Raw genomic sequence first — 22069 nt, 5'->3', positions numbered from 1 at the left:
ATCGACGGCCGCGGCGCCCCCGTAGGCCGCCGCCTGGTGCTCGGCATGCTCGCCGCCGGCGCCGCCGGCATCGCGGCCGGCCCCGTCCTCCAGCGTGCGTACGACGACACCATCGGCGCCGCCGCCCAGAAGGACCCCACCGGCCTCTCCGGCCTGCTCCCCGCCGGCGGGGGCTTCCGCTACTACTCGGTGACCGGATCCGTACCGCACAAGGACGAGCACACCTACCGCCTCACCCTCGACGGCCTGGTCCGCCACCCCACCACCTACCGCCTCGCCGATCTGCACCGCCTCCCGCAGACCCGGATCGTCCACGACGTCCAGTGCGTCACCGGCTGGCGGGTCCCCGGCACCCCCTTCGAGGGCGTCCGCCTCGCCACCCTCCTCGACGCCGCCGGCCTCAGCCCCCGCGCCAAGGCCGTCCGCTTCACCTCGTTCGACGGCGCCTACAGCGAATCGCTCACCCTCGCCCAGGCCCGCCGCCCGGACGTCCTGGTCGCCCTCCGCATGCAGGACAAACCCCTCGGCCACGACCACGGCGGCCCGGTCCGCCTCTACGTGGCCCCCATGTACTTCTACAAATCGGCGAAATGGCTCTCCGGCATCACCGTCACCGACCGCGTGGAACCCGGCTTCTGGGAAGAACGCGGCTACGACGTCGACGCCTGGGTCGGCCGCTCGAACGGACGTGACGATGCCCCGACCAGCTGACCGCACCACGGATCCCGGCGGCGCCTCCGGGGCCGCCACCGGAGGCGGCACGGGAGGCGGCACGGGCCCCGGGGCCCGCATCCCCCGCTTCACCCCCGCCGAACACTGGGTGCACCGCACCACCGCCACCCTGCTGACGATCTGCATCCTCACGGCCGCCTGCCTCTACCTCCCCTTCCTCGCCGAACTCGTCGGCCGCCGCGCCCTGATGGTCACCGTCCACGAATGGTCCGGCATCCTCCTGCCCGTCCCGCTGCTCCTGGGCCTGGCCTCCCGCGCCCTGCGCGCCGACCTCACCCGCCTCAACCGCTACGGCCCCCACGACCGCCGCTGGCTCCACTCCGCCCTGCGCCGCCGCCGTACCGGCCGCCCGGCCGGCAAGTTCAACGCCGGCCAGAAGCTCTACGCCGCCTGGATCGCCGGCGCCGTCCTGGTGATGATGGCCACCGGCCTGCTGATGTGGTTCACGCACCTCGCCCCGCTGATGTGGCGTACCGGCGCCACCTTCGTCCACGACTGGCTCGCCCTCGCCGTGATCATCGTCGTCGCCGGGCACGTCTGGATGGCCTTCGGCGACCCGGAGGCGCGACGGGGGATGCGCACGGGCTCGGTGGACGCGGAGTGGGCCCGGCGCGAGCATCCGCTGTGGGTGCACAAGGGCCGGGACTAGGGCCTTTCCGACCCTTAGCCATCGGACAGGCCCTGGCTTCGGAACGGACGCGGATCACCCATCGAGATACCGTGGAGTGTCGAAGCGTTTTCGAAAGTGTCTGACGGGAGAGGTGGCTCATGGCCGCGACGGCGGGATCGGCACCGGCACCGGGGTCGGCACCGGGATCGGGTGATCTGATCGAGGTGTTCAAGGCCCTCGGCAACCCCGCCCGCCTCCAGATCATGCAGTGGCTGAAGGACCCCGAGGCGCACTTCGGCGCGTACGAACCGATCGCTGACCGCCGGACGGTCGGTGTGTGCGTCACCCACATCCAGGCGAAGTCGGGACTCGCGCAGTCCACCGTCTCCAGCTATATGAGCACCCTCGAACGGGCGGGACTCGTGCGTCCCACCCGGGTGGGCAAGTGGACCCACTACCGGCGGGACGAGGAGCGGCTGGCGCAGGTGGCACGAGCGATCGGCACCGCCCTCTGACACCGGCAGGCGACCGCATATCCCATTGACGCATCGCGATACGTCGATATGATTCTCTCATGTCGACCTTCGATGCCGCGCCCACCGCCCTGATCGTCCACGCCCACCCCGAGCCCCATTCGTTCAGCACCGCCCAGATGGCCACCGCGGCCCAGGCCCTGCGCGATGCCGGGTACCGGGTCGACGTCCTCGACCTCTACTCCGACGCCTGGGCCCCGACCCTCGGCCGCGAGGAATTCGGGCCGGTGGAAGGCCACTTCAAGCCGCAGGCCGAGCAGCAGCGCGCGGTCAAGGACGGCACGCTCGACGCGGTCGTCAAGGCCCATCTCGACCGGCTGCTCGCCGCCGATCTGCTGGTGCTGTCGTTCCCGCTGTGGTGGTTCTCGCTGCCCGCCATCCTCAAGGGATGGGTCGACCGCGTCTTCGTGATGGGCGCGGTCTTCGGCGGGGAGTACGGCCTCTTCGGCGACGCGGCGCTCGCCGGGAAGCGGGCGATGCTGCTGTTCACGACCGGCGGCTCCGGTGAGTCGTTCCAGCCCGGCGGCGCCCTCGGCGCGATGGACGACTTCCTGTTCCACATCCACCGCGGCATGCTTGAGTTCGTCGGCTACCAGGTCCTCAGCCCCGTGGTCACCCATGCCCCGGCCCGTATGACCGACCAGGAAAGGGCAGCCGCACTGGACACGGTCCAAGAGTCCATAGCGCTCGCCGCGGCGGAGGCACGGACGGCCGTCCACTGACCCCTAGGCGCCGTCCGCCGCAGGCAGTTCCACCTCGAACCGGCACCCCGCCCCTGCATTGCGCACGGTGGCCCGCCCGTCGTGCGCCTCCGCGATGCCCCGTACGATCGCCAGCCCGAGGCCGGCCCCGGTTCCGCCCTCTTGGTCCGGGCGGGGGGTACGGGCGGGTGCGCCCCGCCAGCCCGTGTCGAAGACGCGTGGCAGGTCCTCCGGCGGGATGCCGCCGCAGCTGTCCTGGACGGCCAGCACCACACGGCCGCCCTCCGGCCGCGCGCTGACCGCCACCTTGCCGTCCGCCGGTGTCGCCCGGATCGCGTTGACCAGCAGGTTGCCGAGAACGCGGGTGATCTGCTGGGCGTCCACCCGGACCGGCAGCGGGTCCACCCCGCCGTCCACCAGCCGCACCCCGCTCGCCCGCGCCAGCGGCCGCGCCCCCGCCAGCGCGTCGTCCACCAGGTCGTACACCGACACCCGCGACAACGTCAGCGTCAGCGCCCCGGCCTGGATACGGGACAGTTCGAAGAGGTCGTCCACCATCGCCGCCAGCCGGTCCACCTCGACCCGCATCCGGGAGTGATAGCGCCCGGCGTCCTCCGCGACGCCGTCCTCCAACGCCTCGGCCATCGCCCGGAGGCCGGCGAGCGGGGTCCGCAGATCGTGCGAGATCCCGGCGATCAGCTCGCGCCGCGCGGTGTCCAGCGCCCGTTCCCGTTCCCGGGCCTCCGAGAGCCGCACGCTGGTCTCCTCCAACGCCCGTGACAGCGCGGCGAGTTCGGCCGTCGGCGGCTCGTCGGGCGCCACGAACCCGCCCTCGCTACCGACCGTACGGGCCGAACGCGCCAGCTCCCGGCTGCCCTTGGCGATCCGCCGCCCGAACAGCAGCGCGGCCGCCAGCGACACCACCCCGGAGACGCCGACCACGGCCATCACCACGCCCAGGTCATGCCCGGAAAGGAACATCGCCTGCGCGACCGCCACCGTCCCGGCCGCCATCGCGGCCACCGCCAGCGCCGCCACCGCGAACAGCGACAGCGCGACCGAACGACGCCGCAGCACCCGTACGGCGGGCGCGGCGAGCAGTCCGACGACGGCCGCGCCGAGCGCGGCCAGAGCCACGATGACCAGGAAGTCCTTCATGCCCGGGGCTCGCCTCCCGCCGGATCGAAGCGATAGCCGGATCCCCACACCGTCGTCACCAGCGCCGGCGCCGCCGGATCGTCCTCGATCTTCTCCCGCAGCCGGCGCACATGCACCGTCACCGTCGACAGATCCCCGAACTCCCACCCCCACACCCGGTGCAGCAGTTCCTCCCGCGAGAAGACCTGCCCCGGGTTCCGCATCAGAAAGACCAGCAGGTCGAACTCGCGGGCGGTGAGGGCGAGTTCGTGCCCGGCCCGGTCGGCCCGGCGGCCGCCGGGGTCGGCGGTGAGGTCGCCGCAGCGCAGTACGGGGGAGGGCGCCGCGGCCGGCGGCGCGGATTCGGCGCGGCGCAGCACCGAGCCGATCCGCAGGACCAGCTCCCGGGGGCTGAACGGCTTGGTGACATAGTCGTCCGCGCCCAGTTCGAGCCCGAGGATCCGGTCCGCCTCGTCGCCCCGCGCCGTCAGCATCACCACCGGGACGGCGGGCCCGTCGGCCGCCCGGCGCAGCCGACGGCACACCTCCAGGCCGTCGATGCCCGGCAGCATCAGATCGAGGACGATCAGATGCGGACGGAAGGCCGCGGCCCGGTCGAGCGCGGCGAACCCGTCGGCGGCGTGCTCGATCACGTACCCGGCACGGGCGAGATAGCCGGTCACCACCTCGGCGACGGTCGGATCGTCCTCGACGACCAGCACGCGGCGCGGCGGCCCGTGCGGCGGGATCTGCGCGGACGGCGGGGCGGCGGCGGGCGCGGCCGCGGAGGGCCGGGGGGACGCAGGGGACGTCATGCTTCCAGCCAACACCACCGGAGGACCGGAGGGGAGGACGGTCCCGCCCCGTGACACGTCCCGTAAGACTCCGGTAATCGTCGCGCGCCGGTATTGCGCGTCGGTATTGCGCGCCGATACCGGCGCCGGTCACCGCCCGGGTGGCTACCCCTCCAGCCCCTCCCGCACCCGCCGCGACACGGTGATCGTGTACAGGTCGAGCACCCCGGGCGGATCGGCGAGCCCCGGGCCCCCGGCCCGTATCCAGGAGGCGATGTCCGCCAGCGCGTCGTCGTCGTTGACCAGCCCCAGCCACACCGGCCGCCCACCCGCGGCCCGGCCCGCCGCCGACGGCTGGACCACCACCACATTCGCCTGGTCGCACACGTCCAGGCACTCCGAAGCGCGGACCGGCGCCGCGCCCTCCAGCGCCGCGCGCAGCCGCGGAATCTGTGCGCCGTGGTCGACACCCGGGATCTTGGCCGGATCGCCGCAGCAGCAGCCGCGGCAGACGGTGACACGGCAGGGGGCCTCGGCGGCCGCCCGGCCGGAACGCTTGCTGATCATCCGGCCCATGCTACGTGCCGTACCGGCCCGGCCTCCGACGCGTTGTCCGGACACGAACTGGACAGGAATCCGCCATGACCATGACCATCCCCGGCCCCGACGGCCTCCCCCTCCTCGGCTCGATGCTCGACCTGCGCCGCGACTCCCTCGGCACCTTCCTACGGGCCCGGCGCGAACACGGCGATGTGGTCCGCCTGGAGGCCGGCCCGCCCGGTCTGCGCAGCGTGTTCTACGCGGTCTTCGCCCCCGAGGCCGTCCAGCAGGTCCTCGCCTCCGAGGCCGCCGCCTTCCGCAAGGACCACCCGCTGTACGAGGAGGTCCGCCAGAGCTTCGGCAACGGCCTGCTCACCAGCCAGGACGCCGACTACCTGCGGCAGCGGCGGCTGGTGCAGCCGCTGTTCACCAAGCGCCGCGTCGACGGCTATGCGACCGCCGTGACGGCCGAGGCCGACGCCCTCGCCGCGCGCTGGCGCACCGCCGCCGACGACACCGTCGACCTCGTCCCCGAAATGAACCGGCTGGCCCTGCGCACCGTCTCGCGCATCCTCTTCGGCACGGATGCGGACGCGGCGGTGGACGCCATCGACCGCTGCGCTCCGGTCATCAACGCCTATGTCGTACGGCGCGCCTACGTGCCCGTGAAGATCCCGCGCGAGTGGCCCACCCCGGGCAACCGGAAGGCGCGCGCGGCCATCGACGAGCTGAACGCCCTGTGCGACCGCATCATCGCGGAGCGCCGCCCGGCGACCGGGCCGACCGCGACGGCCGAACCGGCCCGAGCGGGCGAGCCGGCGGCCGACGACCTGCTCACCCTCCTCACCGAGGCCGCCAACGACGAGGACGGCTCGCTCGATGCCACCGAAGTGCGCGAACAGGTCCTGATCTTCCTGCTGGCCGGCCATGAGACCACGGCGACCTCCCTGGCCTTCACCCTCCACCTCCTCGCCCGCCACCCCGAGGAGCAGCGGCGCGTCCAGGAAGAGATCGACCGCGTCCTGGGGGAGGGCACACCGGGCGGCACCCCGCGCCCCCCGACGGCCGCCGAACTGGAGCGGCTGCCCTGTCTGACGCGGGCGTTGAAGGAGGCCATGCGGCTGTACCCGGCGGCCCCGGTCATCAGCCGCCGCGCCGTCGAGGCCACCACCATCGGCGGCCACACCGTCCCGCCCGGCGCCGATGTCGTCGTCGCGCCCTGGGTCACCCACCGCCACCCGGACCTGTGGCCGGACCCGGAACGCTTCGACCCGGACCGCTTCACCCCCGACCGCGAGGCGGCCCGCCACCGCTACGCCTGGTTCCCGTTCGGCGGCGGCCCGCGCGCCTGCATCGGCCAGCACTTCTCGATGCTGGAATCCGTCCTGGCGCTGGCGACGCTGCTGGGCGCGTACGAACTGGAGGCGGTGGACGAGGAGGTGCCGGTGGCGGCCGGGATCACCCTCCAGGCGACCGGCCCGGCGCGCGTACGGCTGCGACCGCGCACCCCCGCTCCGTAGCACCCACGGCAAACGCAACGAAAATAGCGTTTGCGTTTTGGTGGCGGTGCGCGTACGGTCATCACCGGTTCCAGCGCGCCGCCACGGCGCCACCGCCCCGACAGGAGAAGGCCGTTGCTCGTCTGAGGTCCTGAGACACCGCGCCCCGCGATATGCCCCGCGCCCGCGATCCGCATCCGGATCGCCGCAGCGCCCCGGCATCGCACGGCCGACCGTCCGCGACCTCGGCGTACCCGCACGGCCGCCTGCCCCTCCGGCACGGCCCGCCTGCACGGCGTACCCCGGTGCACCCGACGACGATCTCCCGCGGTGTCTCCCTGCGCAGTCCCCACACCCCGCCCCGCGCACCAGGAGACCTGTATGTCAAAACCCCGCCCCACCTCCGCCACCGCCTCCCTCACCTGCACCGACCTCACCTTCGCCTGGCCCGACGGCACCCCCGTGCTGGACGACTTCCAGCTCGCCGTCGGCCCCGGCCGCACCGGCCTCATCGGCCTCAACGGGGCAGGAAAATCCACCCTGTTGAAGCTGATCGCGGGCGAACTGACCCCGACCGCGGGCCGGGTGCGGGTCGCCGGCGAGGTCGGCCACCTCCCGCAGCACGCCCCGCTCGACACCCACCTGCGCGTCGACCAGGCCCTCGGCATCGACGGGACCCGCGCCGCCCTGCACGCCATCGAGCGCGGCGAAACCGACGAGGAGCACTTCACCGCCATCGGCGACGACTGGGACGTCGAGGAACGCGCCCGCGCCACCCTCGACCAGCTGGGACTGTCCGCCCTCGACCTCGACCGCACCATCGGCGAGGTCTCCGGCGGCGAGTCCGTCCTGCTCCGCCTGGCCGCGCTCCTCCTGCGCCGCCCGGACGTCCTGCTGCTGGACGAACCCACCAACAACCTCGACCGCACCGCCCGCGAGCGGCTCTACGACGCGGTCGGCGGCTGGTCCGGCGTCCTCCTGGTCGTCAGCCACGACCGCGAACTCCTCGAACGCGTCGACCGGATCGCCGACCTCCGCGCCGGAGAGATCCACTGGTACGGCGGCAACTTCACCGCCTACGAACAGGCCCTGGCCGTCGAGCAGGAGGCCGCCGAGCGCATGATGCGGGTCGCCGAGGCCGACGTCCGGCGCCAGAAGCGCGAACTGACCGACGCCCACGTCAAATTGGCCCGCCGGGTCCGCTACGGCAACAAGATGAGCGCCACCAAACGCGAACCGAAGATCGTCATGAACGAGCGCAAGAGGGAGGCCCAGGTATCCGCCGGCAAACACCGCATCCTGCACACCGAACGCCTTAAGGAAGCCAGGGAACGCCTGGACGAGGCCGCCGAAGCCGTCCGCGACGATGACGAGATCCGCATCGACCTCCCGCACACGGCCGTCCCCCCGGGCCGCACCGTCCTGACCCTCGACGACCTCACCCTCCGCTCCGGCGCCCACGCCCACCTGCAGATCCACGGCCCCGAACGCATCGCCCTCACCGGCCGCAACGGCTGCGGCAAAACCACCCTGCTGCGCACCCTCACCGGCGAGATCCCGCCACGGTCGGGAACGGCCCTGACCCACGTCCCCCACCGCTTCCTCCCCCAACGCCTGGAGGTCCTCGACAACGACCTGACCATCGTCGAGAACGTCGCCCGCTTCGCCCCGGACGCCACCAACAACCGCATCCGCGCCCGGCTCGCCCGCTTCCTGTTCAAGGGCGCCCGCGCCGACCAGCACGCCGCCACCCTCTCCGGCGGCGAACGCTTCCGCGCCTCCCTCGCCGCCCTGATGCTGGCCGAACCGGCGCCACAGCTGCTGATGCTGGACGAGCCGACGAACAACCTCGACATGGCCTCCGTCCGCCGCCTCGTCACGGCCCTGGAGTCCTACGAGGGCGCCCTCCTGGTCGTCAGCCACGACCTGCCGTTCCTGCGCGACCTCGGCATCACCCGCTGGCTGGCCCTGGAGGACGGCGAACTGACCACCACCGAACCGATGTAGCGCCCTACGCCGCCCGGCGCGGCACCTCCGCGAACCACTCCCGCCCCAGCAGCAGCCCGAAGACGGGGACCGGCAGGCGCACCAGCGCCCGCATCACCGGCGCCAGCCGGCCGGTCCCCACCACCTGCGACCGATGCGCCGCCAGCGCGGCCTGCTTCTGCCGCGCGAACCGCCGGACGTCGATGGTGTGGGTGATCTCCCGCCGCGCACTGAAGCGGCCCCGCAACGCCGCCTCCTCGTACCGGAACGGAATCCGCAACGCCCGCACCAGCCGCACCGGCCGCTCGACCACGTCCCGCGGCACGGTGGCCTCCAGCACGCGCGGAACCCCGGCCAGGGCGGCGGCCCGCCGGCCGACCCGATGCACCCTGACATGGTCCCGATGGCCGTAGCCCCCGTTGGCGTCATAGCTCAGCAGCACATCCACCCCCTCCTCCCGCAGCACCGCCGCCAGCCGACCGGCCGCCTCCTCCGGATCCGCCCGGACGAACCGCGGCCGGTCCGGTGGATCCGGAAAGAGCACCGGACCGTGCCCGCTGTCCGCATAACCGAGGTGCACCACCCGCGCCACCCCCAGCGCCGCCGCACTCGCCCGCAGCTCCGCCATCCGCGGCGGCTCACCCTCCGCCGGCCGGGCCCCCATGAGACCGTCGGCGGCCACCACGACCACCACACGGTGGCCTTCCGCCGCGGCACGGGCCAGCGTGCCGCCGGTCAGCAGCACCTCGTCATCGGGATGCGCATGAAACGCGAGAAGGGTCGCCATGGGCCCATCCTTCACCACCGGAAGACGGCCCGCCTCAGAAGTGCTTCACCAACTCCCCGAACGCCGCCAGCCGCAACACCTTCTCATCGGCCGGATCCAGCTCGCCGTGCTCCAGCACCCAGGTGTTGTCGTTCGGAATGAAGACGGCATTCAGCCCCGCCGCCCGCGCGGGCAGGACATCCGACTTGGGGGAGTTCCCGATCATCCACGTAGAACCGGGCACCAACCCATAGGCGCCCACCAACTCCTCATACGTGGTCACATCCTTCTCCGCCACGATGTGCACACCCCTGAAGTGCCGCGCCAGCCCGGACGCCGCCACCTTCCGCTCCTGCTCCGCGCGCTCCCCCTTGGTCAGCAGCAGCAACTCATGCCGCCGCGCCAACTCCGCGAGCGTCTCCGGCACCCCGGGGATCAGCTCCACATGATCGGCCTCGAACGCCGCCGCCCACCCCGCGATCCGCGCCGTCTCCTCGGCCGTGGCCGCCCGCCCCCGCAGCCTCGCCAGACACTCCCCGAGGCTGCGCAGAAACACCGTGCTCCCGTACCCGTGCGTGACCGCATTGACCGCCTCGATCGAGTCGAGCAACTCCCGCACCCCGCCCCGATCGAGCCGCGCATCCGCCCCCTCCGGCGACCCCTCCGGCGACCCCTCCGGCGCCCTCTCCGGCGCCCCCTCCGCCCCCGGCAGGACCATCCAGTCCAAAAACTCCTCGATGACCCTCTCGAAGATCACGTTGTTCTCCCACAACGTGTCATCCGCATCAAAAATCAGCACCCCGGGCTCCCTCTCCTCGCCAACCCGGGCAGCGTAAACACGCCCCTCCCGGCCCCGCACGGAAATATCAGCGCGGCGACGGGGCCCCGCTAGAGGGAAGCCGAGGGCTCGTCGGCGGGCGCCGGGGCCTCCCAGGCCGCCAGCCGCAGCCCGCTCTCGAACCGCCGCACCCGCCCGTCCACCGGATCCATGAACTCCAGCCTCCTGGCCAGCAGTTGCAACGGCGCCCCGAAATCCCCGGACTCCCGCCCCGGCCCCTCCTCCCGCACCACCGGATACACCGGATCATGCAGAATCGGCAGCCCCAGCCGATTCATATGCACCCTCAGCTGATGGGTCCGCCCCGTGGTCGGCAGCAGCCGGTACCGCCCCAGCCGGCCGCGCCGCTCCACCAGCTCGATCCGGCTCTCCGCATTGGGCTCACCGGCCACCTCCCGCGCCGCCAGCACCCCCCGCTCCTTCACGATCCGGCTGCGCACCGTCACCGGCAGCCCCACCCCGGCGTCGTACGCCGCCACCGCCTCGTACTCCTTGCGCACCCGCCGCTCGGCGAACAGCCCCTGATACGCCCCCCGATCCCCGGGCCGTACGACGAACAGCGCCAGCCCCGCCGTCAGCCGGTCCAGCCGGTGCGCGGGCTGCAACGCGGGCAGCCCGAGATCCCGCCGCAGCCGGGCCAGCGCGGTCTCGGTGATATGCCGCCCACGCGGCGTCGTGGCGAGAAAGTGCGGTTTGTCGGCCACCACGATCCGCTCGTCGCGATACACCACCCGCACCGCGAACGGCACCCGCACCTCCGGCGCAAAGTCCCGGTGAAACCACACAAACCGCCCCGCGACGTACGGCTCGTCCCCGCTCAGCACCCCCTCCACCCCCACAAACCGGCCCTCCCGCACCATGGCCGCCACCCGCCCGGCCCCGAGAGCCCCCTGAAACCGCGCGACCAGATGCTCCCCGACCGTCCCCCACGCCCCCTCCGGATCGGCGGGCAACCGCACCCGCACGGGATCGATCCCGTCACGCTGGGGGAGCGGGGCGGGCGGAAGGGGGGATCGGCGTCTCACGGGGTCAAGGGAACCCCAGCCCGGCGGCGATTCTCAAGCGGCGCCCGGACGGCTTGATGTGTACAAGGTGACGTAGCACAGCGGGCCGTGATCGTGTGATCACGGCCCGCTGGTGACGCCTTCTGCGCTCTGTGTCCGAGGGGGGACTTGAACCCCCACGCCCGATAAAGGGCACTAGCACCTCAAGCTAGCGCGTCTGCCATTCCGCCACCCGGACTAGGTGTCTGCCGTTCCGGCCTGGGCCGTTCCGACGGAGAAAACAATAGCAAACCTTCGGGGGTGCTCGATCACCCGTACATCCCGCCGGACGCGAGCTTGTGACCAGCACATGTACGGAGCATTGCGGCCTTGGGCGTGGCGGGCAGGAGGGGGAGGATGGCGGTGGACCCCCACCGTGGCCGCGCTCCCGGGGGAGCACGCCGCGGCCGTGAACCAAGAGGAGGCACTGTGAGCGAGCTTCGCGAGCGAACCATCGAAAGGTGCGAGCCCTGCGCATGCGGGGCCGAGCGAAGCGAGGTTTCGGCATGAGCGAGCTTCGCGAGCGAACCATGGAAAGGTGCGAGCCCTGCGCATGCGGGGCCGAGCGAAGCGAGGTCCGGGCATGAGCGAGCTTCGCGAGCCGGTCCGTACGGTCACCGGTGAGGACGAGGTCGTCGACCTCTGCCGGGACCTGATCAGAATGGACACCAGCAACTACGGCGACCACTCGGGACCGGGTGAACGGGCCGCCGCCGAGTACGTCGCGGAGAAGCTCGCCGAGGTCGGGCTGGAGCCGCAGATCTTCGAATCGCACAAGGGCCGGGCCTCGACCGTCGCCCGCATCGAGGGCGAGGACCGTTCACGGCCCGCGCTGCTCATCCACGGCCACACCGACGTCGTACCGGCCAACGCCGCCGACTGGACCCACCACCCCTTCTCCGGGGAGATCGCCGACGGCTGCGTCTGGGGCCGGGGCGCGGTCGACATGAAGGACATGGACGCGATGACGCTGGCCGTCGTGCGCGACCGGCTGCGCACGGGGCGGAAGCCGCCGCGGGACATCGTGCTGGCCTTCCTCGCCGACGAGGAGGCGGGCGGCACCTACGGTGCGCGGTTCCTCGTCGACAAGCATCCCGAGGTCTTCGAGGGCGTGACGGAGGCGATCAGCGAGGTCGGCGGCTTCTCCTTCACCGTCAACGAGCAGGTACGGCTGTATCTGATCGAGACGGCCCAGAAGGGCATGCACTGGATGAAGCTGACCGTGGACGGCAACGCCGGACACGGTTCGATGATCCACAAGGACAACGCGATCACCGAACTGTCCGAAGCCGTCGGGCGGTTGGGGCGGTACGAGTTCCCCGTACGGGTGACCAAGACGCTGCGGTCGTTCCTCGACCAGCTCGGGGACGCACTGGGCACCGAACTCGACCCGGAGAACATGGACGCCACCCTGGCCAAACTCGGCGGTATCGCCAAGCTGATCGGCGCCTCGCTGCGGAACACCGCCAATCCGACGCAGCTCGGCGCCGGCTACAAGGTCAATGTGATCCCGGGGCAGGCCACCGCGCATGTCGACGGCCGCTTCCTGCCGGGCTACGAGGAGGAGTTCCTGGCCGACCTGGACCGCATCCTCGGCCCCCGCGTCAAGCGGGAGGACGTCCACGCGGACAAGGCCCTGGAGACCACCTTCGACGGGGCCCTGGTCGAGGCCATGCAGTCGGCCCTCCAGGCCGAGGACCCGATCGCGCGGGCCGTGCCGTACATGCTCTCCGCCGGTACGGACGCCAAGTCCTTCGACGACCTCGGCATCCGCGGATTCGGCTTCGCGCCGCTGAAGCTGCCGCCGGAGCTGGACTTCGCGGGGATGTTCCACGGAGTGGACGAGCGGGTGCCGGTGGACGGGCTGAAGTTCGGGGTGCGGGTGCTGGACCGCTTCATCGATCAGAGCTGAGGGCCCGATCCTTCCGACGGAGGCCCGGCCGGGGAGCCCGGGGTCATCTCGGCCCGCCGAAGTCGAATGCCAGTGCCTGGCCCAGTGCCGTATTCGGTGCGGATTTCCTGCCGTTCGCACCGAATTCGCTGAAACGGGTGAACGCTGCGATGTGTTCGTAGCTTCAACGGCACTGACCTCGTTGCAGTGAGTGCGGTCCGCGGCTGGGATCGCATTGCCTACAAGGAGGAACAATGATCAAGAAGGTCGTCGCCGCTGCGGCAATCACCGGTGGTCTCGTATTCGCCGGTGCGGGTCTGGCCGTTGCCGACTCGGGTGCTCAGGGCGCGTCCCTGGGCTCCCCTGGTGTGGCTTCCGGAAACACCGTCCAGGTGCCGGTCCATGTCCCGGTGAACGTCTGCGGGAACACGATCTCCGTGATCGGGGTGCTGAACCCGGCCTTCGGCAACATCTGCATCAACAAGTGACGTTCTGACGTCCCTTGACGTTCTGACGTTCTTTGACGTTGCGCATCGGCCCGTAATCAGGGCCTGATCCAGATCGGCTCCGGAATGCATGTCGTGCATTCCGGAGCCCTGGGTATTGCTGCTTCGGGGGGCCGTTCCATATGGATTCCCTCGGACGCTTTCCTGTAAGGCACTAGGCAGGGGAAGAACCTATGAGACAGGTCGCAAGAAAGGGCCTGATCACGATCGCGGCGGCGGGTGGCGTACTCGCCGCCCTCACCGGAAGCGCCCACGCGGATTCCGGGGCGTCGGGCTTCGCGGCGAATTCGCCGGGCGTCGGATCCGGCAACACCGTGCAGGTGCCGGTCGACGCACCGGTCAATGTGTGCGGGAACACCATCGACGTCGTCGGGGTGCTGAACCCCGCGTTCGGGAATCACTGCGCCAACGGCGGCACGCACGGCGGCGGTCACCACGGCCACGGTCACGGTCAGTCGGGTGGCTCCGGCAGTCACGGCGGCTCCGGCGCCCACGGCGGAACCGCCGACTCACCCGGCGTCGCCTCGGGCAACACCGTGCAGGTTCCGGTCAACGCACCGGTGAATGTGTGCGGGAACTCCGCCAACGTCGTCGGCCTGCTGAACCCGACCTACGGCAACGACTGCGGCAACGAAGCAGGCCCCCAGTCGCCGGGAGGCTCACACCACCCGGGTCACCCGGGTCACCCGGGTCATCCTGGCCACCCGGGGCACCCCGGACACCCGGGTCATCCTGGCCACCCCGGCCATCCCGGTCACCCGGGCCAGCCTGGCCACACCGGTCACCCGGGTCACCCGAGCCACCCCGGTCACCCGACGCCGGGGCACCCCTCGGCACCGGGCCACTCGCAGCAGCCGGGCCACCACGGCGGCGCGGGGACCACGTCCCCGGAGCCGGGCACGCGGCCGCAGACCGAGACGCAGGGCAAGACGGCCATCGTCGCCACCCCGCAGCCCGGCGCGCATCTCGCCCACACCGGCACCGACACGATCGGCTACGCGGTACCGCTCAGCGCCGGACTGCTGCTCGGCGGCGCCGTGCTCTACCGCCGGGCGCGCCCCGCCCGTCGTTGATCCGTGCCATAGCCGGTGATCCGCACCACATAGCGCGCACCGCACAGCGCGGACGCATGGTGGGGATCACATAGCGCGGACCGAGAAGCACCACACCCGAAAATGGAGCGGGCCCCTGTCGCCACGGGGCCCGCTCTGCTGCGACGGCGCCCGGTCCTGGCCGGGCGCGCCCCGGCAACGCCTGGCCGCCAGACCGGGTTCGGCCCTGAGGATCATGGGCTCGGCGCAGATCCTGGATGTGGGGCGCAGCCAAGCGGACCACGCGGCGCGAGCCAGGCGGTCATCACGCGGCCCGCCTCGGGGGCACCATGGGGCGCGGCGCGGGCGGGCGATCATCACGCAACGCGGGCGGCCACTGCGCGACGCGGGGGTCACCACGCGACGCGGGTGATCACCACGTGGCGCGGAGCTGTCGGATGATCCGGCGGCGCAGCCGTACCTTGCGGCTGCCGTCGGGGTTCAGGCGGAGGCGGTCCAACTCCCAGTGTCCGTACTCGGCATGGTCGGTCAGCAGGCGTGTGGCGGCCGACCGGGAGACCCCCCGGGGCACATACACATCGCAGAATTCGTATTCCGGCATCGCATCTATTGTGCGGGACCGGCCCCGGTACGGATAGCGTCTGCACTATGTCTGATGCTGCGCAGCCTTCCGCTGCCGAGGTACGTGCCGCCGCAGAGGCGGTCAAAGCCGCGCTGGACCGTCACCTCGACGCGGTCGAACGCCGCTCGGGGCCGGACGACCCGGCCGTCTACGCCGCGTTCGACGAGCTCGCCGCGGCGGCTGAGGCCTATGACGAACTGCTCTACGACGCCCACGACGAGGTCACCCCCTTCGAGATCCCCGGGAACGAGGCCCTGCCCGCCTACGCGGGCCCCGAGGAACCGAGCGCGCTGAGCGTGCTGATCCGGCGCGACTACACCGTCGCCCACCCCCAGCGACTGCTGCATCAGGCGCAGCGCATCGCCGATCTCGACCCGGACGCCGTCGACGAAGCGACGTCGAACGGCTCGGGCGAGGCCGCGGGGGTGGTCGGTACCAGCGTGCATGCGGCGCTGGGGGTGCTGTTCGGGGAGTTCGAACCGGACGAGATCGCCACCCGGCACAAGGAGTTCGGCCTGGAGGAGGGCGACTCCACGCTGTGGGTGGCGGCCGCCGACGACCCGGCTGAGCCGGGAGAGTGGCTGTCCGCGCCGTTCGACCAGGCCGATCCCCAGCGGGTGGTGTGCCGCTTCGACGTCAGCTCGGTCTTCGACGAAGAGCTGGGCGACGAGGATGACTTTCTGGAGCCGCTTGATCGGGAGCGATGATGAGGGCGGTAGCGGGAAGCGGTGACGCTGACGGGTTGACCGGTTGACGGGGAGCGGTGAGGTGAGGCGGCCGTTGCCCGTCGGGGTGCGTTCCTCGTGCGTTTCCCGTCTGTACTCGTGCGTTTCCCGCCTTTATGGGGGCGTCTCGTAGAGGTAGCAGAGGTATGGGGGTGGGTTGTGCGCGGTCCCCGGCGGGGCCGGGGCCTTGCCCGCGTGGATTGTTTGGCCTTGGGGCCGCCTGCCTTCCTTCCTTTTACGGCAACGTGTACGGAGTGTGATTAATTCCCTTCGCTGGGTGACTCCGGGGCGGTGTTTTGGAGGCGGAGGAGGGTGCGGAGGCGGGTGGTGCGGTCCTTTGCGGGGATCTCGGTGACGGCGCGGGGGAGGGCCTGGTCGGCGCCCTGGACCACGGAGAGATGGCGTTCGCCGCGGCTGAAGGCGGTGTAGATCCAGGCGCGGGTCAGGCCGGCGGCCGCGTCGCCGGGCAGGACGACCACGGCGGCGGGCCAGCGTCGGCCGACCGCCTGGTGGGCGGTGAGGGCCCAGCCGTGGCGTAGCGCGCCGGCCTCCACCTGGTCGCGGGGAACGGTGAGTGCGGTGCCGTCGCAGTCGAGGTGGAGGCCGGCGGCGTCGGCGCCGGTGATGGTGCCGGGGAGCGTACGGCCGGGTGCCGGGGTGTAGGCGATGCGGTCGCCGGAGTCGAAGCCGGCGAAGCGGCCGGGGCCGGGGTTGAGGCGTTCCTTCAGGGCGGTGTTCAGCGCGCGGGTGCCGGCCGCGCCGCCGTGGCCGACCGTGATGACCTGGGTGTGGTCGGCGGAAATGCCGAGCGCTCGGGGGACGGAGTCGGCGACCAGCTGGACGGTGCGGTGGACCGCCTCGCCGGCGTTGCGCACCGGGACGATCACCACCTCCTTGCCGGGCGCCTCGACCTCGTTGAGCTCGCCGATGCCGATGCCCGACACCAGCTCGCCGATCGGGTCGAAGTCCGGGGTGCGGGAGGTCACCTGGGGGCAGAAGCGGGCCGCGAGGAGGTCGGCGAAGAGGCGGCCGGGGCCGGCGGACCACAGGACGGCCGGGTCGCCGCTGAGGATCAGCCGGGTGCCGTCGGCCAGCGACTCGACGAGCATGGCGGCGGTTTCCAGGTCCAGTTGCGGGGCGTCCAAGACCACCAGGAGGTCGAGCGCGAGGGCGCCGTCGGCGTTCCGGCCCGGTCCTTCCCGGCCGGAGAGCAGACCGGAGACGGTCACCGATGCCGCGTCGAGGCTCTCGGCCGGTGCGCCGGGGGCGGCCTCGGCGAGATGGGCGGCCAGGCGGCGGCGGCCGTTTTCGGTGTGGGTGGCGCCGTAGGCCGCGAGCCCCAGGGAGCGGGCGGCGGCGATCAGGGCGGCCGGTTCGGCGCGGGCCGCCTCGGCGCCGGTGTGCGTCACCAGGCCGCTCGTTGCGGCGGCCTGGATCAGTGCGGTGGCGGAGGGAGAGGGGGCGGCGGCTGCCGCGGTGGTCCAGGCGGTGAGGGAGGGGGAGAGCGATTCCGTGTCGGTCCCCGGGGCTTCCTCGCCGGACGGTGCTTCGACGTCGGACGGCGGTTCAAAGGTGTTGAGCAGCCGGGCCAGGCCGTCGGCCACGCTTTCCTCGGCCATGGCGAAGCGGTCGAGGCCGAGCAGGATCTGGATGGGGCGTTCTTCCTCGCCCTCCTCGTCGCTGTCGGCCGTGGGGCGGGGGCGGCCCGGGGTGTCGAGTTCGTCCTGGAAGACGAGCACCGCGCCTTCGGTGATGGCTGTTTCGAGGGCAGCGTCGGGGTCGGGCACGGCCCGCTGGGCCAGCGCGGCGCGCAGCGCGGATGCCTCCAGGGCGGAGTGGCCCGCGACGGCGGCCTGTTCCAGCAGCCACAGGACCAGGGCCTGGGCGCGCCGCTCGTCGTCCGGGCCGCAGGCGGGGCCGAGCAGGGCGCGGGCGAAGCCGTCGGCCTGGTCGGGGCGTACGCCCGGTACGGCGAGGAGCTGCCAGGGGTCGGCGCGCAGCGCCTCGGCGGCACGCTCGCCCAGTACCTGTGCGGTCTTTTCGGCCAGCGCTGCCGGGGCGCCGCCCTCGGTCAGGATCTGCCGTACGCCGTCCAGCCCGGCTGCCGTCGGCGGGACGGGGCGGGGAGCGGAAGAGGAAGCGGGAGCGGCGGGCGACTGTGCGGCGGATGCCGGACCGGCAGGCGGAGCGGTCGGTGGGGTCGCCGTGCGCTGGGCGGCCACCTCCGGTCCCGGGCGGCTGTGCTCCGTCGGTGCGCCCGCCGGCTTCGCCGCCGGGCGCTTCGCGGCCGCCGGTCCGGTCGGGCGCGGGGCCCCGGTGAAGAATGAGGCGGCCGGGCGCTCACCGCTCTCCACGGCGCGTACGGCCGCCGCCAGCTGCGCGGCCGTCGGGGCCGCCCCGGACGTCGGAGCCGGGGGGTTGGCCACAGCCGGCGCGGGGTCCTCCGCGGCGCCGTCCCGCGCCTGGTCGCGCCCCTGGCCCGCGGCTGCTGTCTCCGTGCTCTCCCGGCCCGAGGCTGCCGCTGCCGCGTCGCCCGCCTGGCCCGCGGCTGCCGCTGCCTCCTCGCCTGCGTCCGCGCCCGCCTGGGCGACCCCGGCCCGATCCGCTTCAGCGGCCCCGGCCTCGTCCGCCTCAGCCGTCCCAGCCGCGGGCGCCCACTCCTCAGCTGTGGCCTCCGGCGCGAGCTCGCCTGTGGCCTCCGGCTCGAGCGGGTTGTCGCCGGCGAGGTGGTCGGTGGTCACAGCGTGCTCCAGTCGTGGTCGGGGTAGTGGTGCACCGGAGCCGATACATCGTCCAGCGCCCGGCGGATCTCGTCAGGAAGACTAAGGGTCTCCACTGACAATGCCGCTCTGAGCTGCTGCGCCGTGCGGGCGCCCACGATCGGGGCGGCGACGCCGGGGCGGTCGCGGACCCAGGAGAGAGCGACCTGGAGAGGGGTGACGGCGAGGCCGTCGGCGGCGGTGCTGACGGCCTCCACGACGCGGCCCGCCGTCTCGTCCAGGTAGGGGGCGACGAAGGGCGCCAGATGTTCCGAGGCGCCGCGGGAATCGGCGGGGGTGGCGTTGCGGTACTTGCCGGTGAGGACGCCGCGGCCGAGCGGTGAGGAGGGCAGCAGGCCGATGCCCAGGTCGAGGGCGGCGGGCAGGACTTCGCGTTCGACGCCGCGTTGGAGCAGGGAGTACTCCATCTGCGTACTGGCCAGACGGGTGCGGACGCCGGGCGCGCAGAGCTGCCAGGTGGCGGCCTTGGCGAGCTGCCAGCCGGAGAAGTCGGCCAGTCCGACATAGCGGGCCCGGCCGCTGGTGACCGCGAGGTCGAGGGCCCCGAGGGTCTCCTCCAGCGGGGTGTGCGGGTCGAAGGCGTGCAGCTGCCACAGGTCGACGTAGTCGGTGCCCAGGCGCTCCAGGGAGGCGTCCAGGGCGGCGAGGAGATGGCGTCTGGAGCCGTCGACGCGGCGGTCCGTTTCGAGGACGCTGCCCGCCTTGGTGGCGATCACCAGGTCGTCGCGCGGAATGAGGCCGTCCGTCAGCCGGCCCAGGAGGTATTCGGCGCCGCCGTCGGCGTAGATGTCGGCGGTGTCGACGAGCGTGCCGCCCGCCTCCCAGAAGGTCTTGAGCTGGTCGGCGGCTTCCTGCTCGTCGGTGTCGCGTGCCCAGTTGAGGGTGCCGAGGCCGAGGCGGGACACGCGAAGGCCCGTACGGCCGAGGTGCCTTTGCTCCATGGGCCCTGAGGTTACGCGCCGCGCGCCGGGATCAGGGGACCTGTGGACAACCGGCGGAACAGGCCCCGGCAGAGGGGACTTGAGGGCCGGTCGGCCGAGTGCTGCGGATCGGAGCGGAACAGTCGCTGACGCGCGTGCGGCGTGCGCGCTACAGTCCCCGCAGGAGAGACGTTACTGACGGGTAAGGGGAGCGGTATGGGCATGAGGCTTGGCATCAACCTCGGCTACTGGGGCGCCGGGATGGACGCGGACAATCTCGCGGTGGCGCAGGAGGCCGACCGCCTCGGTTACTCCGTGTGCTGGGCCGCCGAGGCCTACGGGTCGGACGCCGCCACGGTGCTGTCCTGGGTCGCCGCCCAGACCGAGCGGATCGACATCGGGTCGGGCATCTTCCAGATCCCCGCCCGTACGCCCGCGGCGACCGCGATGACGGCCGCGACCCTCGATTCGCTCTCCGGCGGCCGGTTCCGGCTCGGGCTGGGGGTGTCCGGGCCGCAGGTGTCCGAGGGCTGGTACGGCGTCAAGTTCGACAAGCCGCTGTCGCGCACCCGTGAGTACGTCGAGATCGTACGGAAGGCGATGAGCCGTGAGCGGCTCTCGTACGAGGGCGAGCACTGGACGCTGCCGCTGCCCGGCGGGCCCGGTAAGCCGCTGAAGCTCACCGTCCACCCGGAGCGTGCGCAGATCCCCGTCTACATCGCGGCGATCGGCCCGAAGAACCTCCGGCAGACCGGTGAGATCGCCGACGGCGCACTGCTGATCTTCCCGTCGGCCGAGCATCTGGAGGAGACCGCCGTCGCGCACCTCCGGGCGGGCCGCGAGCAGGCGGGCAAGACGCTGGACGGGTTCGATGTGTGTCCGACGCTGCCGCTCGCGGTCGGCGAGGACAAGGACGTCAGCGCGCTGGCCGACATGTTCCGGCCGTACACCGCGCTCTACGTGGGCGGCATGGGCAGCCGCAAGCAGAACTTCTACAACCAGCTCGCGCAGCGGATGGGCTACGAGAAGGAGGCCGCCGAGATCCAGGACAAGTACCTGTCCGGCGACAAGGAGGGCGCGGCCGCGGCCATCCCGGAGCGGCTGATCGACCAGACCACGCTGCTCGGCTCGGTCGAGCGGATCGCGGAGCGGATGCAGGCGTACGCGGCGGCCGGGGTCACCACGCTGTCGCTCGCCCCGGCGGGCTTCACCCGGGAGGAGCGGCTGGCGTCGCTGCGGGCCGGGATCGAGGCGGTGGAGCGGGCCGGAGTGGCCTGAGGCGCCGGGGCCGGTCGCCGTACGCCACCGGAGCCGACGGGCCCGCCCGCGCAAAGGCCCGGCGCCTGGGCGCCGGGCCGCTCGGGGCTTCGGCCGTGGTGGGGGCTCGGGGGTCTTCCCCGCCACGGCCGTTACGCAACTCAACGTCCCGGTGGCGCGCGGGTTACGCCCCGACGCCACCGGGGCAGTCGTTCGAACGGGCGCATGCCCGGGCACCAACGGGCGCACCGGCCGTCGCTGCGGTTGCCGCACCCGGGAGGCCGCATTTGACTTGCCGGGAGTGGTCCTGCGGAAGGTGGTGCGGATGCTCTCGGCCCGGAGTGTGTTCCAGGAGATCGTCGACAGCGACGATGCCTACCGTCTGTTCTGTTCCATCGCGGCCAGCGGCGAGTCCCAGGGGGGCTGGGAGAACGGCCGGATCGCCGCGCTGCTGCCCGCCTCGCAGCGGGAACTCGCCCCCAAGGTCGCCCGGCACGGCGCCGACGAGGACAAACACGGCCGGATCTTCAACGCCCTGCTGCGCAAACGCGGTCTGACCCCCACCGACGTCCCGGCGGAGACCGACTACACCATGCTGCTGGAGCGGCGCGGCATCGGACTGGCCCACGACAAACTGCGCCGTGACGAGCGGCTGACCGACACCGACGTCATCACCTACCTCGCGCACAGCCGGGTCACCGAGCAGCGCGCCTCCGACCAGATGGTGATGCTCAAGACCTACTTCGGCGACCACCCCGAGGTCGGCAAGGCGATCCGGATGATCTCCCAGGACGAGGACAACCACCTCGCCTACTGCCACGAGGAACTGCTGCGGCTGGCCCGGGCGGGACACGGCCGCGCCATCCAGCGGATCCTGAACGACTGCGCGCTCGCCGAGGTCGGCGTCTACCGGGACGTGAGCCTGGCGGTGATGGCTCATATGGGCCGTATTCTGCGCTGGCCCGCGGCCAAGTCCCGGGTGCTCGCCGCCGCGATCTGGGGGATGTACGTGTACGAGCGGGCGGTCGGCTGGCGGCGGATGGTCACGTTGCAGATGCCGGAGCGGCGCAATGCGCTGGGCGGGCCGGCGACGTCGGCGCCGGAGTTCGCCTGAGGCCCGGGGTCGACGGCTGACGG

Annotated in this window: 21 protein-coding genes and 1 tRNA gene; 12 read left to right on the top strand and 10 right to left on the bottom strand. The window is 72.3% G+C overall.

From position 1 onward, the window contains the following. Nucleotides 1-45 precede the first annotated feature (45 nt). The 4 genes from B1H19_RS10420 to B1H19_RS10405 all read left to right on the top strand — a co-directional run bounded on the left by B1H19_RS10420 (nucleotide 46) and on the right by B1H19_RS10405 (nucleotide 2597). On the top strand, nucleotides 46-711 hold the full coding sequence (locus tag B1H19_RS10420) for a molybdopterin-dependent oxidoreductase (RefSeq protein WP_083109530.1): 666 nt from the start codon (nucleotides 46-48) through the stop codon (nucleotides 709-711). A gap of 79 nt (nucleotides 712-790) precedes the next feature. Then, nucleotides 791-1381: a cytochrome b/b6 domain-containing protein gene (locus B1H19_RS10415; protein ID WP_237289801.1), complete on the top strand. Its 591-nt coding sequence runs from the start codon at nucleotides 791-793 to the stop codon at nucleotides 1379-1381. A 119-nt stretch (nucleotides 1382-1500) separates the two neighbouring features. Further along, nucleotides 1501-1857 (top strand): ArsR/SmtB family transcription factor, encoded by a 357-nt coding sequence (locus tag B1H19_RS10410; protein WP_083104328.1) that lies wholly within the window; start codon nucleotides 1501-1503, stop codon nucleotides 1855-1857. 59 nt (nucleotides 1858-1916) lie between these two features. Next, nucleotides 1917-2597, top strand: a complete 681-nt coding sequence (locus B1H19_RS10405; protein WP_083104327.1) for an NAD(P)H-dependent oxidoreductase — start codon at nucleotides 1917-1919, stop codon at nucleotides 2595-2597. A 3-nt stretch (nucleotides 2598-2600) separates the two neighbouring features. On the opposite strand, the gene B1H19_RS10400 is transcribed toward B1H19_RS10405, so the two are convergent. From B1H19_RS10400 to B1H19_RS10390, 3 genes are all read right to left on the bottom strand, one after another. Further along, a complete protein-coding gene (locus B1H19_RS10400; protein ID WP_083104326.1) occupies nucleotides 2601-3734 on the bottom strand; it encodes a sensor histidine kinase in 1134 nt (377 codons plus the stop codon). Beyond that, nucleotides 3731-4528 (bottom strand): response regulator transcription factor, encoded by a 798-nt coding sequence (locus B1H19_RS10395; RefSeq protein WP_083104325.1) that lies wholly within the window; start codon nucleotides 4526-4528, stop codon nucleotides 3731-3733. The genes B1H19_RS10400 and B1H19_RS10395 overlap by 4 nt, the downstream gene beginning before the upstream one ends. 144 nt (nucleotides 4529-4672) lie before the next feature. Then, nucleotides 4673-5074, bottom strand: coding sequence for a (2Fe-2S) ferredoxin domain-containing protein (locus B1H19_RS10390; protein ID WP_203237131.1), 402 nt, complete (start codon nucleotides 5072-5074; stop codon nucleotides 4673-4675). Nucleotides 5075-5148: 74 nt separating this feature from the next. On the opposite strand from B1H19_RS10390, the gene B1H19_RS10385 reads away from it, so the two are divergent. Together B1H19_RS10385 and B1H19_RS10380 are read left to right on the top strand one after the other, a co-directional pair. After that, nucleotides 5149-6567 (top strand): cytochrome P450, encoded by a 1419-nt coding sequence (locus tag B1H19_RS10385; protein WP_083104324.1) that lies wholly within the window; start codon nucleotides 5149-5151, stop codon nucleotides 6565-6567. A 360-nt stretch (nucleotides 6568-6927) separates the two neighbouring features. After that, nucleotides 6928-8553 carry an ABC-F family ATP-binding cassette domain-containing protein gene (locus B1H19_RS10380; protein ID WP_083104323.1) on the top strand — a complete coding sequence of 542 codons (1626 nt, stop codon included), beginning with the start codon at nucleotides 6928-6930 and terminating at the stop codon, nucleotides 8551-8553. A gap of 4 nt (nucleotides 8554-8557) precedes the next feature. On the opposite strand, the gene B1H19_RS10375 is transcribed toward B1H19_RS10380, so the two are convergent. The 4 genes from B1H19_RS10375 to B1H19_RS10360 all read right to left on the bottom strand — a co-directional run bounded on the left by B1H19_RS10375 (nucleotide 8558) and on the right by B1H19_RS10360 (nucleotide 11378). Next, nucleotides 8558-9319 carry a PIG-L deacetylase family protein gene (locus B1H19_RS10375; RefSeq protein ID WP_083104322.1) on the bottom strand — a complete coding sequence of 254 codons (762 nt, stop codon included), beginning with the start codon at nucleotides 9317-9319 and terminating at the stop codon, nucleotides 8558-8560. Nucleotides 9320-9353: 34 nt separating this feature from the next. After that, on the bottom strand, nucleotides 9354-10097 hold the full coding sequence (locus B1H19_RS10370) for an HAD family hydrolase (protein ID WP_083104321.1): 744 nt from the start codon (nucleotides 10095-10097) through the stop codon (nucleotides 9354-9356). A gap of 89 nt (nucleotides 10098-10186) precedes the next feature. After that, nucleotides 10187-11161, bottom strand: coding sequence for a pseudouridine synthase (locus B1H19_RS10365; RefSeq protein WP_083104320.1), 975 nt, complete (start codon nucleotides 11159-11161; stop codon nucleotides 10187-10189). A 132-nt stretch (nucleotides 11162-11293) separates the two neighbouring features. Continuing rightward, nucleotides 11294-11378, bottom strand: a tRNA-Leu gene (locus tag B1H19_RS10360). 384 nt (nucleotides 11379-11762) lie between these two features. On the opposite strand from B1H19_RS10360, the gene B1H19_RS10355 reads away from it, so the two are divergent. From B1H19_RS10355 to B1H19_RS40495, 3 genes are all read left to right on the top strand, one after another. After that, nucleotides 11763-13091, top strand: coding sequence for a M20/M25/M40 family metallo-hydrolase (locus B1H19_RS10355; protein WP_083104319.1), 1329 nt, complete (start codon nucleotides 11763-11765; stop codon nucleotides 13089-13091). A gap of 233 nt (nucleotides 13092-13324) precedes the next feature. Then, on the top strand, nucleotides 13325-13558 hold the full coding sequence (chpH, locus tag B1H19_RS10350; protein ID WP_083104318.1) for a chaplin ChpH: 234 nt from the start codon (nucleotides 13325-13327) through the stop codon (nucleotides 13556-13558). Between the two features lie 191 nt (nucleotides 13559-13749). Continuing rightward, nucleotides 13750-14649 carry a chaplin gene (locus tag B1H19_RS40495; protein ID WP_083104317.1) on the top strand — a complete coding sequence of 300 codons (900 nt, stop codon included), beginning with the start codon at nucleotides 13750-13752 and terminating at the stop codon, nucleotides 14647-14649. A gap of 391 nt (nucleotides 14650-15040) precedes the next feature. Here B1H19_RS40495 and B1H19_RS10340 read toward each other — a convergent pair whose 3' ends face one another. Beyond that, nucleotides 15041-15229: a DUF5703 family protein gene (locus B1H19_RS10340; protein WP_030066661.1), complete on the bottom strand. Its 189-nt coding sequence runs from the start codon at nucleotides 15227-15229 to the stop codon at nucleotides 15041-15043. Nucleotides 15230-15276: 47 nt separating this feature from the next. On the opposite strand from B1H19_RS10340, the gene B1H19_RS10335 reads away from it, so the two are divergent. Beyond that, entirely contained in the window at nucleotides 15277-15957 is a 681-nt protein-coding gene (locus B1H19_RS10335) for a hypothetical protein (protein ID WP_083104316.1), read from the top strand. Nucleotides 15958-16235: 278 nt separating this feature from the next. Here the strand turns inward: B1H19_RS10335 and B1H19_RS10330 are convergent, their stop codons facing one another. Together B1H19_RS10330 and B1H19_RS10325 are read right to left on the bottom strand one after the other, a co-directional pair. Then, nucleotides 16236-18716: a helix-hairpin-helix domain-containing protein gene (locus tag B1H19_RS10330; protein ID WP_083104315.1), complete on the bottom strand. Its 2481-nt coding sequence runs from the start codon at nucleotides 18714-18716 to the stop codon at nucleotides 16236-16238. Beyond that, a complete protein-coding gene (locus B1H19_RS10325) occupies nucleotides 18713-19696 on the bottom strand; it encodes an aldo/keto reductase (RefSeq protein ID WP_083104314.1) in 984 nt (327 codons plus the stop codon). Before B1H19_RS10325 ends, B1H19_RS10330 begins: the two co-directional genes overlap by 4 nt. Before the next feature lie 201 nt (nucleotides 19697-19897). Between B1H19_RS10325 and B1H19_RS10320 the strand changes: the two genes are divergently transcribed. Next, nucleotides 19898-20953: an LLM class F420-dependent oxidoreductase gene (locus B1H19_RS10320; protein ID WP_083109528.1), complete on the top strand. Its 1056-nt coding sequence runs from the start codon at nucleotides 19898-19900 to the stop codon at nucleotides 20951-20953. Between the two features lie 304 nt (nucleotides 20954-21257). Continuing rightward, nucleotides 21258-22046 (top strand): hypothetical protein, encoded by a 789-nt coding sequence (locus B1H19_RS10315; protein WP_083109527.1) that lies wholly within the window; start codon nucleotides 21258-21260, stop codon nucleotides 22044-22046. Nucleotides 22047-22069: the final 23 nt, after the last annotated feature.

It is taken from the genome of Streptomyces gilvosporeus, from assembly GCF_002082195.1.
GTDB lineage: Bacteria > Actinomycetota > Actinomycetes > Streptomycetales > Streptomycetaceae > Streptomyces > Streptomyces gilvosporeus.
This window is presented reverse-complemented; position numbering and strand designations above follow the sequence as displayed.

Excerpts from the sequence above, each read along its gene's own strand:
- B1H19_RS10420 (WP_083109530.1), top strand. The coding sequence starts at position 46 with ATGCTCGCCGCCGGCGCCGCCGGCATCGCGGCCGGCCCCGTCCTCCAG.
- B1H19_RS10410 (WP_083104328.1), top strand. The coding sequence starts at position 1,501 with ATGGCCGCGACGGCGGGATCGGCACCGGCACCGGGGTCGGCACCGGGA.
- B1H19_RS10405 (WP_083104327.1), top strand. The coding sequence starts at position 1,917 with ATGTCGACCTTCGATGCCGCGCCCACCGCCCTGATCGTCCACGCCCAC.
- B1H19_RS10400 (WP_083104326.1), bottom strand. The coding sequence starts at position 3,734 with ATGAAGGACTTCCTGGTCATCGTGGCTCTGGCCGCGCTCGGCGCGGCC.
- B1H19_RS10395 (WP_083104325.1), bottom strand. The coding sequence starts at position 4,528 with ATGACGTCCCCTGCGTCCCCCCGGCCCTCCGCGGCCGCGCCCGCCGCC.
- B1H19_RS10390 (WP_203237131.1), bottom strand. The coding sequence starts at position 5,074 with ATGATCAGCAAGCGTTCCGGCCGGGCGGCCGCCGAGGCCCCCTGCCGT.
- B1H19_RS10385 (WP_083104324.1), top strand. The coding sequence starts at position 5,149 with ATGACCATGACCATCCCCGGCCCCGACGGCCTCCCCCTCCTCGGCTCG.
- B1H19_RS10380 (WP_083104323.1), top strand. The coding sequence starts at position 6,928 with ATGTCAAAACCCCGCCCCACCTCCGCCACCGCCTCCCTCACCTGCACC.
- B1H19_RS10375 (WP_083104322.1), bottom strand. The coding sequence starts at position 9,319 with ATGGCGACCCTTCTCGCGTTTCATGCGCATCCCGATGACGAGGTGCTG.
- B1H19_RS10355 (WP_083104319.1), top strand. The coding sequence starts at position 11,763 with ATGAGCGAGCTTCGCGAGCCGGTCCGTACGGTCACCGGTGAGGACGAG.
- chpH (WP_083104318.1), top strand. The coding sequence starts at position 13,325 with ATGATCAAGAAGGTCGTCGCCGCTGCGGCAATCACCGGTGGTCTCGTA.
- B1H19_RS40495 (WP_083104317.1), top strand. The coding sequence starts at position 13,750 with ATGAGACAGGTCGCAAGAAAGGGCCTGATCACGATCGCGGCGGCGGGT.
- B1H19_RS10340 (WP_030066661.1), bottom strand. The coding sequence starts at position 15,229 with ATGCCGGAATACGAATTCTGCGATGTGTATGTGCCCCGGGGGGTCTCC.
- B1H19_RS10335 (WP_083104316.1), top strand. The coding sequence starts at position 15,277 with ATGTCTGATGCTGCGCAGCCTTCCGCTGCCGAGGTACGTGCCGCCGCA.
- B1H19_RS10325 (WP_083104314.1), bottom strand. The coding sequence starts at position 19,696 with ATGGAGCAAAGGCACCTCGGCCGTACGGGCCTTCGCGTGTCCCGCCTC.
- B1H19_RS10320 (WP_083109528.1), top strand. The coding sequence starts at position 19,898 with ATGAGGCTTGGCATCAACCTCGGCTACTGGGGCGCCGGGATGGACGCG.
- B1H19_RS10315 (WP_083109527.1), top strand. The coding sequence starts at position 21,258 with ATGCTCTCGGCCCGGAGTGTGTTCCAGGAGATCGTCGACAGCGACGAT.